Origin of the sequence: Bradyrhizobium sp. SZCCHNR1002 (genome assembly GCF_032381435.1) — a bacterium.
GTDB lineage: Bacteria > Pseudomonadota > Alphaproteobacteria > Rhizobiales > Xanthobacteraceae > Bradyrhizobium > Bradyrhizobium aeschynomenes.
In genome coordinates, this window is sequence record NZ_JAUHIS010000001.1 from 1,970,682 (window position 1) to 1,983,300 (window position 12,619).

9 protein-coding genes and 1 riboswitch are annotated in these 12,619 nt (G+C 67.2%); of the genes, 7 read left to right on the plus strand and 2 right to left on the minus strand.

Features of this window, described 5'->3' with window-relative positions; genetic code table 11:
• The first annotated feature begins 141 nt into the window (after positions 1–141).
• From QX108_RS08785 to QX108_RS08805, 5 genes are read left to right on the plus strand one after another with little or no spacing between them, the layout of a single operon-like run.
• The gene (locus QX108_RS08785) at positions 142–618 is read left to right on the plus strand and encodes a formate dehydrogenase subunit gamma (RefSeq protein WP_315779721.1); all 477 of its coding nucleotides are present in this window, start codon (positions 142–144) and stop codon (positions 616–618) included.
• Positions 615–2,171 carry an NADH-quinone oxidoreductase subunit NuoF gene (locus QX108_RS08790; RefSeq protein ID WP_315779719.1) on the plus strand — a complete coding sequence of 519 codons (1,557 nt, stop codon included), beginning with the start codon at positions 615–617 and terminating at the stop codon, positions 2,169–2,171. The genes QX108_RS08785 and QX108_RS08790 overlap by 4 nt, the downstream gene beginning before the upstream one ends.
• A gap of 25 nt (positions 2,172–2,196) precedes the next feature.
• Positions 2,197–5,076 (plus strand): formate dehydrogenase subunit alpha, encoded by a 2,880-nt coding sequence (gene fdhF, locus QX108_RS08795; protein WP_315779717.1) that lies wholly within the window; start codon positions 2,197–2,199, stop codon positions 5,074–5,076.
• Position 5,077: 1 nt separating this feature from the next.
• Positions 5,078–5,926, plus strand: a complete 849-nt coding sequence (fdhD, locus tag QX108_RS08800; protein ID WP_315779715.1) for a formate dehydrogenase accessory sulfurtransferase FdhD — start codon at positions 5,078–5,080, stop codon at positions 5,924–5,926.
• On the plus strand, positions 5,916–6,158 hold the full coding sequence (locus QX108_RS08805; RefSeq protein ID WP_315720988.1) for a formate dehydrogenase subunit delta: 243 nt from the start codon (positions 5,916–5,918) through the stop codon (positions 6,156–6,158). The genes fdhD and QX108_RS08805 overlap by 11 nt, the downstream gene beginning before the upstream one ends.
• 482 nt (positions 6,159–6,640) lie before the next feature.
• On the opposite strand, the gene QX108_RS08810 is transcribed toward QX108_RS08805, so the two are convergent.
• Positions 6,641–7,864, minus strand: a complete 1,224-nt coding sequence (locus QX108_RS08810) for a cyclic nucleotide-gated ion channel (protein WP_315720989.1) — start codon at positions 7,862–7,864, stop codon at positions 6,641–6,643.
• 2 nt (positions 7,865–7,866) lie between these two features.
• Complete coding sequence (gene alaS, locus QX108_RS08815) at positions 7,867–10,542, minus strand: alanine--tRNA ligase (protein ID WP_315779712.1); 2,676 nt, start codon at positions 10,540–10,542, stop codon at positions 7,867–7,869.
• A gap of 180 nt (positions 10,543–10,722) precedes the next feature.
• Positions 10,723–10,833, plus strand: a riboswitch (glycine riboswitch).
• A gap of 142 nt (positions 10,834–10,975) precedes the next feature.
• Here alaS and gcvT point away from each other — a divergent pair.
• The gene (gene gcvT, locus QX108_RS08820; RefSeq protein WP_315779710.1) at positions 10,976–12,130 is read left to right on the plus strand and encodes a glycine cleavage system aminomethyltransferase GcvT; all 1,155 of its coding nucleotides are present in this window, start codon (positions 10,976–10,978) and stop codon (positions 12,128–12,130) included.
• Between the two features lie 24 nt (positions 12,131–12,154).
• Positions 12,155–12,520 carry a glycine cleavage system protein GcvH gene (gene gcvH, locus QX108_RS08825; protein WP_172134542.1) on the plus strand — a complete coding sequence of 122 codons (366 nt, stop codon included), beginning with the start codon at positions 12,155–12,157 and terminating at the stop codon, positions 12,518–12,520.
• Positions 12,521–12,619: the final 99 nt, after the last annotated feature.

Here is a 12,619-nt window from a genome sequence, read left to right on the forward strand (position 1 = left end):
CGCGCGAGCGCCCGCTTTTCGTCAACTTCTAGCTATCTCACGATTGCGTTTCGCTATCGCAGCACGGGACTGCTTTATTGATATCTTGAGCAATTCCAATTTGGATGTGCGAAACGCTTGCAACGCAGAATCGGGATCAGGATGACGCCGGTGTACGAAAGTTGGGACGCGGCGCGCGGCGCCGAGATCATCGCCGAACATAGCCAGATGGAGGGAGCAACCTTGCCCATCCTCCACGCGTTGCAGGAGGCGTTCGGCTACGTGCCTGAGGATGCCATTCCGATGATCGCATCCGCCCTGAACCTGTCGCGCGCCGAGGTTTACGGCGTGTTCACGTTCTACCATGATTTCCGGGCCAAGAAGGCCGGCCGTCACGTGCTGAAGCTGTGCCGCGCCGAGGCCTGCCAGGCCGCCGGCGGCGATGCGCTCGCGGCGCGTGCCGAGGCCAAGCTCGGGATTGCCATGGGCAACACCACCGCCGACGAGCGCGTGACGCTGGAGCCGATCTACTGCCTCGGCCTGTGCGCGACCGCGCCCTCGGCGATGATCGACGGCCGGCTGGTCGGCCGGCTCGACGAAGCCCGGATCGATGCTCTCGTCTCGGAGGCCCAGCGATGAGCGTGCGTCTTTTTGTCCCGTGTGATGCCGGCGCGCTCGCCGTCGGCGCCGATGAGGTCGCCCACGCGCTGCACAAGGCGGCGCTGGAGCGGAAGGTCGATATTGAGATCGTGCGCAATGGCTCGCGTGGGTTGTACTGGCTGGAGCCGCTGGTCGAGCTGGAGACGGCGCAGGGCCGCTTCGGCTTCGGTCCCGTCACCGCCGACGACGTGCCGTCGCTGCTCGACGCCATCGTCGCCGACACCTCGCACAAGCTCTCGCTCGGCCTGACCGAGGAGATCCCGTGGCTGAAGCGGCAGACCCGCCTCACCTTCGCCCGCTGCGGCATCATCGATCCGCTGTCGCTCGAGGATTACCGCGCCCATGGCGGCTACAAGGGCCTCACGCGGGCGCTGACCTTGTCGCCGGACGCCGTCATTGCCGAGGTCACGACCTCGGGCCTGCGCGGCCGCGGTGGCGCAGGCTTCCCGACCGGCATCAAGTGGAAGACGGTGGCGCAGACCGCGGCCGACCGCAAATACGTCATCTGCAACGCCGACGAGGGCGACAGCGGCACCTTCGCCGACCGCATGCTGATGGAAGGCGATCCCTTCGTGCTGATCGAGGGCATGACCATCTGCGGCATCGCGGTGGGCGCCACCAAGGGCTACATCTACACGCGCTCGGAATATCCGCACGCGATCGCGACCATGACCAAGGCGATCGATATCGCCAAGAAGGCCGGCCTGCTCGGCGACAACGTCGCGGGCTCCAACTACACGTTCGATCTCGAGGTCCGCACCGGCGCCGGCGCCTATGTGTGCGGCGAAGAGACCGCGTTGATGGAGAGCCTCGAGGGCAAGCGCGGCATCGTCCGCGCCAAGCCGCCACTGCCCGCGCATCACGGCCTGTTCGGCAAGCCGACCGTCGTCAACAACCTGCTGTCGTTCGCCGCCATCCCCTTCATCCTCGATGAGGGCGCCAAGGCCTATGCCGATTTCGGCATGGGACGCTCGCGCGGCACGATGCCGATCCAGATCGCCGGCAACGTCAAGTTCGGCGGCCTGTTCGAGACCGCGTTCGGCATCACGCTCGGCGAGCTCGTCGACGACATCGGCGGCGGCACCTTCACCGGCCGGCCCGTCCGCGCGGTGCAGGTCGGCGGTCCGCTCGGGGCCTACTTCCCCCGCGCGCTGTTCGATACGCCGTTCGACTACGAGGCGTTCACCGCCAAGGAGGGCCTGATCGGCCATGGCGGCATCGTCGTGTTCGACGACACCGTCGACATGTCGAAGCAGGCGCGCTTCGCGATGGAGTTCTGCGCCATCGAATCCTGCGGCAAGTGCACGCCCTGCCGCATCGGCTCGACGCGGGGCGCCGAGACCATCGACAAGATCCGCCGCGGCGAGCGCGTCGCCGAGAACATCGCCCTGGTCGAAGACCTCTGCGGCACTATGAAGCTCGGATCGCTCTGTGCACTGGGGGGCTTCACGCCCTACCCTGTGCTCTCGGCGCTGAAGCACTTCCGCGAAGACTTCGGACCTCAGCAGCCGCGCCTGCAGGCTGCGGAATAAGATATCGGGAACAAGGACACCGACCATGTCGCTCATCCACGAAACCGATTACGGCACGCCGCTCTCCAAGTCCGAGAAGATGGTCACCCTGACCATCGACGGCCAGAGCATCACCGTTCCCGAGGGCACCTCGATCATGCGCGCGGCCATGGAGGCCGGCACGCAGATCCCGAAGCTGTGCGCGACCGACATGGTCGACGCGTTCGGCTCCTGCCGGCTCTGCCTCGTCGAGGTCGAGGGCCGCGCCGGCACGCCGGCCTCGTGCACCACGCCGGTCGCCGCGGGCCTCGTCGTCCACACCCAGACCGAGCGGCTGAAGAAGCTGCGCAAGGGCGTGATGGAGCTCTACATCTCCGACCATCCGCTCGACTGCCTCACCTGCGCCGCCAATGGCGATTGCGAGCTGCAGGACATGGCCGGCGCGGTCGGCCTGCGCGACGTTCGCTACGGCAACCAGGGTGAGAACCACGTGTTCGCCGATGCCTGCGGCGAGGCCAATCCGGCCTGGCTGCCGAAGGACGAGTCGAACCCCTATTTCACCTATGATCCCTCGAAGTGCATCGTCTGCTCGCGCTGCGTCCGCGCCTGCGAGGAAGTGCAAGGCACGTTCGCGCTGACCATTTCCGGCCGCGGCTTCGACAGCCGGGTGTCGCCGGGCATGAGCGAGAGCTTCCTCGGCTCGGAGTGCGTCTCCTGCGGCGCCTGCGTGCAGGCCTGCCCGACCGCGACCCTCACCGAGAAGAGCGTGATCGAGATCGGCCAGCCCGAGCATTCGGCGGTCACCACCTGCGCCTATTGCGGCGTCGGCTGCGCCTTCAAGGCGGAGATGCGCGGCGAGGAAGTCGTGCGCATGGTGCCCTACAAGGATGGCAAGGCCAATCGCGGCCATTCCTGCGTCAAGGGCCGCTTCGCCTATGGCTATGCGACTCACAAGGAGCGCATCCTGAAGCCGATGATCCGCGAGACCATCGACCAGCCCTGGCGCGAGGTCTCCTATGACGAGGCCTTCAAATTCGCCGCGCAGAAGCTCCGCGGCATCCAGGCCAAGCATGGTCGCGACTCGATCGGCGGCATCACCTCCTCCCGCTGCACCAACGAAGAAACCTATCTGGTGCAGAAGCTGATCCGCGCCGGCTTCGGCAACAACAATGTCGACACCTGCGCCCGCGTCTGCCACTCGCCGACCGGCTACGGCCTCGCCACCACCTTCGGCACCTCGGCCGGCACGCAGGACTTCGACTCGGTCGAAGACAGCGACGTGATCATGGTGATCGGCGCCAACCCGACCGACGCGCATCCGGTGTTCGGCTCACGCATGAAGAAGCGGCTGCGCCAGGGCGCCAAGCTGATCGTCGTCGATCCCCGCAAGATCGACCTCGTGAAGTCGGCGCACATCAAGGCGGACTATCATCTGCCGCTGCTGCCCGGCACCAACGTCGCGATCCTGACCGCGCTGGCGCATGTTATCGTCACCGAGGGCCTCGTCAACGAGACCTTCGTGCGCGAGCGCTGCGACTGGAGCGAGTTCCAGGACTGGGCCGAGTTCGTGACTCTCGAGAAGAACAGCCCCGAGGCCGTCGCCCAGTTCACCGGCGTCGATGCGGAAGCGATCCGCGGCGCGGCCCGGCTCTACGCCAAGGGCGGCAATGGCGCCATCTATTACGGCCTTGGTGTCACCGAGCACAGCCAGGGCTCGACCACGGTGATCGCGATCGCCAACCTCGCGATGGCCACCGGCAACATTGGCCGCCGCGGCGTCGGCGTGAACCCGCTGCGCGGCCAGAACAACGTGCAGGGCTCGTGCGACATGGGCTCGTTCCCGCACGAGCTGCCGGGCTACCGCCACATCTCGGGCGACGCGGTGCGCGACCAGTTCGAGGCGATGTGGAACGTCAAGCTCAACCCTGAGCCGGGCCTGCGCATCCCCAACATGTTCGACTCCGCGATCGAAGGCACCTTCATGGGCCTCTACGTGCAGGGCGAGGACATCCTGCAGTCCGATCCGAACACCACGCATGTCGTGCAGGCGCTGTCGTCGATGGAATGCGTCATCGTCCAGGACCTGTTCCTGAACGAGACCGCCAATTACGCCCACGTCTTCCTGCCCGGCTCGACCTTCCTGGAGAAGGACGGCACCTTCACCAACGCCGAGCGCCGCATCCAGCGCGTCCGCAAGGTGATGAGCCCGCTCAACGGCATGGCCGACTGGGAGGTCACGATCGGTCTCGCCAAGGCGATGGGCTTCGAGATGACGTACAACCACCCGTCCGAGATCATGGACGAGATCGCGGCGCTGACGCCGACCTTCACCGGCGTCTCCTATCAGAAGCTCGAGGAGATGGGCTCGGTGCAGTGGCCCTGCAACGAGAAGTTCCCCGAGGGCTCGCCGATCATGCATGTCGACGGCTTCGTCCGCGGCAAGGGCAAGTTCGTGGTCACCGAGTACGTCGCGACCGACGAGCGCACCGGCCCGCGCTTCCCGCTGCTGCTCACGACGGGGCGGATCCTGTCGCAGTACAATGTCGGCGCGCAGACCCGGCGCACCGAGAACGTGGTGTGGCATGGCGAGGACGTGCTGGAGATCCATCCGCACGACGCCGAGCAGCGCGGCATCCGCGACGGCGACTGGGTGCGTCTGACCAGCCGCGCCGGCGAGACCACCTTGCATGCGCTGATCTCGGAGCGCGTGGCGCCGGGCGTGGTCTACACCACGTTCCACCACCCGCTCACGCAGGCCAACGTCATCACCACGGACTACTCCGACTGGGCGACCAATTGTCCGGAGTACAAGGTCACGGCGGTGCAGGTGTCGCAGTCCAACGGCCCGTCGGACTGGCAGAAGGCCTATGACGAGCAGGCCCGCAACTCGCGCCGCATCGCCCCGGTCGTGGAGGCGGCGGAGTAGCATGCGAGATGCAGTGCGCATCGCGGATCGTCTGGTCTGGCGCGACGGAGCCCTCACCGAGGGCCACCGCCGCGTGCCGGAGGAGACCGCGGTCGCGCTGACCTACAATGGCGGCACCCAGGCCGTCATGATGGCGACGCCGCAGGATCTTTCCGACTTCGCCATCGGCTTCAGCCTCAACGAAGGCCTTATCAGGAGCCGCGACGAGATCGTCTCGCTCGAAATCGTCGAGCTGGATGACGGCATCGAGCTGCGCATGTGGCTGCCCGACGCCCTCGCTGAACGCCTCGCCGAGCGCCGCCGCAACATCGCCGGTCCCACCGGCTGCGGCCTGTGCGGCATCGACTCTCTTGCCGAGGCCGTCCGGCCGGCAGCGCATGTGCCCCAGGGCCGGCGCTTCACGCCGCGCGACGTCATGACGGCGCTGGTCGCCATCGAGCCGCTGCAGAAGCTCAACCACGAGACCCGCGCCGTCCACGCCGCGGCGTTCTGGACACCCGCCCGCGGCATCGTCGCCCTTCGCGAGGACGTCGGCCGTCACAACGCGCTCGACAAGCTGGCCGGTCATCTCGCGCAGGCTCACAGCGCGGCGACCGAAGGCCTCGTCATCATGACGAGCCGCGTCTCGGTCGAGCTGGTGCAGAAGGCCGCCGCCATGGGCGCGCCGGTGCTGGTCGCGGTGTCAGCGCCGACCGCACTCGCCATCCGCATGGCCGAGGCCGCCGGCATCACCCTGATCGCGGTGGCCCGCAACGACGGATTCGAAATCTTCACCCATCCCGAACGGATCATCGCGAGCGCCGAGACCGGCACGCGATCAACACAGACGGACACGCCCCATGTCGCATAACCCTTCCGACCGCCTCGTCTACATGGCCAACCAGATCGGCAAGTTCTTTCAGAGCCAGGGGCAGGAGAAAGAGGTCGCCGGCGTCGCCGAGCACATCAAGAAGTTCTGGGACCCGCGCATGCTGAAGACGATCTATGCGCATCACGATGCCGGCGGCGCCGGTCTCGACCCGGCCGTGAAGGAAGCGATCGGCAAGCTGAAGGACGCTGCGGTCGCGAAGGAGAAGGCGTGAGGCAGGCATCGTTCTCGTAGATCTCGTAGCCCGCAAGAGCGCAGCGACATGCGGGGCCGGTCTCTCCGCGACACTCCGAGCAGACTTGACCCCGGATGTCGCTGAGCTCATCCGCGATCCAACTCATTACTTAACTTAAACCACCCGTGTAGTTGCCCCTCACCCCGCCCCTCTCCCCGTAAGAACGGGGAGAGGGGGCGCACCGCCTTTGACGCGAAGGGGAGCGGATTGCATGTTTGGTGTTGGCCGGTAAGGGCGGTCGGCTCCCTCTCCCCGTTCTTACGGGGAGAGGGCTGGGGTGAGGGGCCGCGGCACGGGAAGTCTACGCGGAGACATGTCGTCCCTTACGAGGACCCCATCGAAGACGTAATCGGCGACACGCTTCTTAACTCACACCACCCGTGTAGCTGCCCCTCACCCCGACCCTCTCCCCGTAAGAACCGGGAGAGGGAGCGCACCATCATTGTGGCGGCGTCTGAATCTCACGCCTCCTCCTCGTGCTCGGCCTGCGACAGCTCGGCGATGGCGAGGTCGCCGGAATCGGCCATGCGGGCCTTCGCCGTGGTGGTGACATGGGCGGCGAGCGCCGGCATGCGGGCGATCAGGGCGTGGAAATCCTGCGCGTCGAGCACCAGCAGCCGGGTCTTGCGGGTGGCCTTGACGGTCCCCGAGCGCTTGGTCCGGTGCAGCAGCGCGATCTCGCCGAAGAAGGTGCCGTCGGCGAGCTTGACGCATTGCGTCGGCAGCTCGATCTCGACCTCTCCGGCGGTGATGAAATACATCGATGACGCGACGTCGCCGCGGCGGACGAGAATTTCGCCGGTCTCGATCGTGCGCGCGCGCAGCAGCCGCATGATGTCGGCGATCTCCGAGGCGGACAGATGTGAGAACAGCGGCACCCGCGCCAGCATGCCCCAGGTGACGACGAAGTCGCGCCGCTTCACCTCGTCGGCAAATGCATTGGAGATGATGGCGACCGGCAGCGCGATCATCGCGAGGCCGCCGACGATCGCGAACACCGAGATCGCCTTGCCGAGCGAGGTCACCGGCACGACGTCGCCATAGCCGACGGTGCCGAGCGTTACGATCGCCCACCACATCGCGTCGGGAATGGTGCCGAACTTGTCGGGCTGCACGTCGCGCTCGACCGCGTAGAGCAGCGAGGCGAACAGCAGCACGGCCCCGGCCAGGATCGCGATGCAGCCGACGAGCGTACGGCGCTCGGCCTGGATCGCCGCGAGCAGCGAGCGCATCGCCGGCGAATAGCGTACCAGCTTGAGGAACGGCAGCACCACCAGCACCGCGAGCGTGGCGTGATCGCCGAACGCGAGCACGACAGCGGCCGGCAGGAAAGCCAGGAGATCGATGACTCCGAGCGCGGAGAGTGCATATTGCAAGCGGTCGCGCAGCGGCGAGACGTGCTGCGGCGTATGGCCGGCGACGCTCCAGAGCCGGGCAACATACTCGAAGCCGAACACCAGCACGGCCATGACCTTCACCGCGGTGAAGGTCGGGCCGAAGCGGGCGTCGAGATGCGGCACCGAGGCCAGGATTGTCGCCAGCACGTCGGCGAAGATCACGATGACGACGGCCCGCACGATGCGCGAGCCGACCGACAGCGGCAGGTGATCGTGCTCGAGCAGCTCGTAGAGCCGGTCCCGCAGATCGGGATCGCGAATGCTCTCGCCCGGCCCGAGCGTCGGCACGATCAGCCGTCCCGGCCGATCGCGCTCTCGATCGCGGCCAGCGCAGCCTCCGCCTTGGATCCGTCGGGGCCGCCGGCCTGGGCCATGTCGGGGCGGCCACCGCCGCCCTTGCCGCCCAGCGCCTCGGACGCCGCCCGCACCAGCTCCACTGCGTTGAAGCGCGACGTGAGATCGGCGGTCACGCCGACCACGACGCCGGCCTTGCCGTCCTCGCTGCGGCCGACGATAGCGACCACACCGGAGCCGAGCTGTTTCTTGGCCTCGTCGACGAGCGATTTGAGATCCTTCACCTCGACGCCATCGACCGCACGGGCCATCAACTTGATGCCTGAGACCTCGCGGATGCCGGAGGCGGCTCCGCCCGCCGCCGCGCCGCCGCCCATCGCGAGCTTCTTGCGCGCATCCGACAGCTCTCGCTCGAGCTTCTTGCGCTCCTCCATCAGCGCCGTGATGCGCGCCGGCACCTCGTCCACCGTGGTGCGCAGTTCGGCCGCGGCCGCCTTGGCGAGCGAGAGATTGTGATTGGCATGGGCGCGCGCGCCGCGCGCCGTCAGCGCCTCGATGCGGCGGACGCCGGACGCCACCGCGCTCTCGGACGTCACCGCGATCAGCCCGATGTCGCCGGTGCGCTTCACGTGGGTGCCGCCGCACAGCTCGACCGACCAGCCCATGGCGTTGGTGCCATGGTCGCGCGCGGCATTGCCCATCGAAACGACGCGGACCTCGTCGCCATATTTCTCGCCGAACAGCGCGCGGGCCCCGGCCTCGCGGGCGTCGTCGAGCCCCATCAGCCGGGTCGTGACCTCGGCATTCTCCAGCACGACGTCGTTGGCGATGTCCTCGACGCGGGCGAGCTCATCCGGCGTGATCGGCTTCGGATGCACGAAGTCGAAGCGCAGGCGGTCGGGCGAGACCAGCGAGCCGCGCTGGGCGATGTGGTCGCCGAGCACCTGGCGCAGCGCCTCGTGCAGGATGTGGGTCGCCGAATGATTGGCGCGGATCGCCGAGCGCCTGATGTGATCGACGTCGAGCTGCAGCGCGGTGCCGAGCTTGAGCGTGCCCTGCTCCACCGTGCCGATATGCGCGAACAGGTCGCCGGCCTTCTTCTGGGTGTCGGTGATGCGGACGCGGACGCCGTCGCCGGTCATCAACCCGGTGTCACCGACCTGGCCGCCGGATTCGCCGTAGAACGGCGTCTGGTTCAGCACGATCACGCCGCTCTCGCCGGCCTTGAGGCTGTCGACGGCGGCGCCGTCCTTGACCAGCGCGGTCACCGCGCCTTCGGCGGTCTCGGTGTCGTAGCCGAGGAACTCGGTGGCGCCGAGCTTCTCGCGCAGCGGGAACCAGACGGTCTCGGTGGCCGCCTCGCCCGAGCCGGCCCAGGCGGCGCGCGCCTTCGCCTTCTGCCGCTCCATCGCGTCGGTGAAGGAGGCCTGGTCGACGCTGATGCCGCGCGACTTCAGCGCATCCTGGGTCAGGTCGAGCGGGAAGCCGTAGGTGTCGTACAAGGTGAAGGCGACATCACCGTCGAACATGTCACCCTTGGAGAGCAAGGCCGACTTCTCGTCGAGGATGGCGAGGCCGCGCTCCAGCGTCTTGCGGAAGCGGGTCTCCTCCAGCCGCAGGGTCTCCTTGATCAGCCCCTCGGCGCGGATCAGCTCCGGATAGGCCTGGCCCATCTCGCGGGTGAGCGCGCCGACCAGCTTGTGCATCAACGGCTCGCGCGCGCCGAGCAGCTGGGCGTGGCGCATGGCACGGCGCATGATCCGGCGCAGCACGTAGCCGCGGCCCTCGTTCGACGGCAGCACGCCGTCCGAGATCAGGAACGACGAGGCGCGCAGGTGGTCGGCGATGACGCGCAAGCTCGCCTTCTGCGGGCCCTGAGGGTCGGCGTTGGTGAGGTCGGCGATGGTGCGGATCAGCGCGACGAACAGATCGATGTCGTAATTGTCGTGCTTGCCTTGCAGCACCGCGGCGACGCGCTCCAGGCCGGCGCCGGTGTCGATCGAGGGCTTCGGCAAGGGATTGCGGACCCCGCCCTCGAGCTGCTCGTACTGCATGAACACGAGGTTCCAGATCTCGATGAAGCGGTCGCCATCCGCCTCCGGTGAGCCCGGAGGGCCGCCCCAGATCTTGTCGCCGTGGTCGTAGAAGATCTCCGAACACGGACCGCACGGGCCGGTGTCGCCCATCTGCCAGAAATTGTCCGAGCCGGCGATGCGGATGATGCGCGACTCAGGGAGGCCCGCGATCTTCTTCCACAGCCCGAACGCCTCGTCGTCGTCGATATAGACGGTCGCGGTCAGCTTGTCCTTCGGGAGGCCGAACTCCTTGGTGACCAGCTTCCAGGCGAGCTCGATGGCGTTCTCCTTGAAGTAGTCTCCGAAGGAGAAGTTGCCGAGCATCTCGAAGAAGGTGTGGTGCCGGGCGGTATAGCCGACATTGTCGAGGTCGTTGTGCTTGCCCCCCGCACGGACGCATTTCTGCGACGTGGTGGCGCGGTGGTACGGCCGCTTCTCGACGCCGGTGAAGACGTTCTTGAACTGCACCATGCCGGCGTTCGTGAACATCAAAGTCGGGTCGTTGCGCGGCACCAGCGGCGAGGACGGCACGATCTCGTGGCCGTTCGCGGCGAAGAAATTGAGGAAGGTCGACCTGATCTCGTTGACGCCGCTCATAGCAATCCAATCGAAGAAGTCCGTGAATTCTGAGGGAATGCTTTTAGACAAGCCGACTTCGCGTGTCCAGAAACTGTGCAGAAACATCATGGGGTTGCTGCACGGCTCCTAAAGCTGGTTGAAAGCCATGGTGACGCGTTGACACATCCGGTGAGCTGGTGTTTTGTCGCCGGACTGACGACAGTCGCGTCGGGAGAGACCGTCTCTTGAGGTTCAGCTTGAACTTCAGGGGCCGGCGCCGAAGGAGCAACCGCCCCGGAAACTCTCAGGCAAAAGGACCCTCGCGACTTCAACTGCATCTGGAAAGAGGCGCTGGCCGGGCCTGACCCCGGGAGGCGTCCGCCGACGGGATAATACTCTCAGGCACAGCGACAGATGGGGCTTCGGTAGCGTTTTTCGGGACTGGTCCCGAGGAACCGCGCGAGGACCCCTGATGGCTGAACCGGCTGCTACTCTCTCCTCTTCCCTCAAGCGAACGCCGCTGCACGCGCTGCATGTCAGCCTCGGCGGCAAGATGGTGCCGTTCGCGGGCTATGAGATGCCCGTGCAATACGCGCCCGGCGTGCTCAAGGAGCACCTCCATACCCGCGCCGCGGCCGGGTTGTTCGACGTGTCCCACATGGGCCAGGTCGCGCTGGTGCCGAAATCCGGTAACGTCGCCGACGCCGCGGCTGCGCTGGAGCGGCTAGTGCCGCAGGACATCATCGGCATTCCGGCCGGCCGGCAGCGCTATGCCCAGTTCACCAACGCGGACGGCGGCATTCTCGACGACCTGATGGTGGCGAATTTCGGCGAGCACCTGGTGCTGGTGGTCAACGCCGCGTGCAAGGAGGCCGACATCCAGCTGCTACGCGACGGCCTGTCCGACGCCTGCGAGGTCCAGCCGCTGACCGACCGCGCGCTGCTGGCGCTGCAGGGGCCGAAGGCGGCGAGCGTGCTGACGAAATTCTGTGCAGAGGCCGAAGGCATGCGGTTCATGGATTCGGGCCCGCGCATGGTCGACGGTCTCGCCTGCTACGTCTCGCGCTCCGGCTACACCGGCGAGGACGGCTACGAGATTTCTGTGCCGGCCGACAAGGCCGAGCAGCTCGCCGAGGCGCTGCTGTCCGACAAGGACGTGCTGCCGATCGGGCTCGGCGCGCGCGACAGCCTGCGGCTCGAGGCCGGGCTTTGTCTGTACGGCCATGACATCGACACCACGACGACCCCGGTGGAGGCCGCGCTGGAATGGTCGGTGCAGAAGGTCCGCCGTAGCGGCGGCGCGCGCGGAGGCGGCTTCCCGGGCGCCGCGAAGATCCTGGCGCAGTTCGACGGCGGCGCGGCGCGTCGTCGTGTGGGGCTCCGGCCCGAGGGACGCGCGCCGGTTCGTGAGGGCGCAACGCTGTTCGCGACCGCCGACTCGACTGAGCCGGTCGGCAAGGTGACCTCCGGCGGCTTCGGCCCGACGCTGAATGCGCCGGTCGCGATGGGCTATGTCCCGACCGCCCTCGCCGCGCTGGACACCCAGCTGTTCGCGGATGTGCGCGGACAGCGGCTGCCGCTGCGCGTCGCCGCCTCGCCTTTCGTTCCCAACACCTACAAACGTTGACCCTGCAAGCGCTGAAGGACGTCCATGACCACGCTCTACACCTCCGACCATGAATGGCTCAGCATCGAGGGCGATGTCGCCACCATCGGCATCACCGACTATGCGCAGGCGCAGCTCGGCGACGTCGTGTTCGTGGAGCTGCCGCAGGTCGGCCGCGCGCTGAAGAAGACCGAGGCCGCCGCCGTGGTCGAATCGGTCAAGGCCGCCTCCGACGTCTACGCGCCGATCACCGGCGAGGTGGTCGAGGTCAACCAGGCGATCGTCGACGAGCCGGCTCTGGTCAACACCGATGCCGACGGCAAGGCCTGGTTCTTCAAGCTCAAGATCGCCGACAAGGCCGAGCTCGGCGGCCTGATGGATGAGGCGGCGTACAAGGCGCACACGGCGTGAGACAAGGCGGTGCGGCAACACCCACCACTGTCATCGCCCGGCTCGACCGGGCGATCCAGTACGCCGCGCCCCCTCCGCTTGATCTCGACAGCAACGTTT

Excerpts from the sequence above, each read along its gene's own strand:
- QX108_RS08785 (WP_315779721.1), top strand. The coding sequence starts at position 142 with ATGACGCCGGTGTACGAAAGTTGGGACGCGGCGCGCGGCGCCGAGATC.
- QX108_RS08790 (WP_315779719.1), top strand. The coding sequence starts at position 615 with ATGAGCGTGCGTCTTTTTGTCCCGTGTGATGCCGGCGCGCTCGCCGTC.
- fdhF (WP_315779717.1), top strand. The coding sequence starts at position 2,197 with ATGTCGCTCATCCACGAAACCGATTACGGCACGCCGCTCTCCAAGTCC.
- fdhD (WP_315779715.1), top strand. The coding sequence starts at position 5,078 with ATGCGAGATGCAGTGCGCATCGCGGATCGTCTGGTCTGGCGCGACGGA.
- QX108_RS08805 (WP_315720988.1), top strand. The coding sequence starts at position 5,916 with ATGTCGCATAACCCTTCCGACCGCCTCGTCTACATGGCCAACCAGATC.
- alaS (WP_315779712.1), bottom strand. The coding sequence starts at position 10,542 with ATGAGCGGCGTCAACGAGATCAGGTCGACCTTCCTCAATTTCTTCGCC.
- gcvT (WP_315779710.1), top strand. The coding sequence starts at position 10,976 with ATGGCTGAACCGGCTGCTACTCTCTCCTCTTCCCTCAAGCGAACGCCG.
- gcvH (WP_172134542.1), top strand. The coding sequence starts at position 12,155 with ATGACCACGCTCTACACCTCCGACCATGAATGGCTCAGCATCGAGGGC.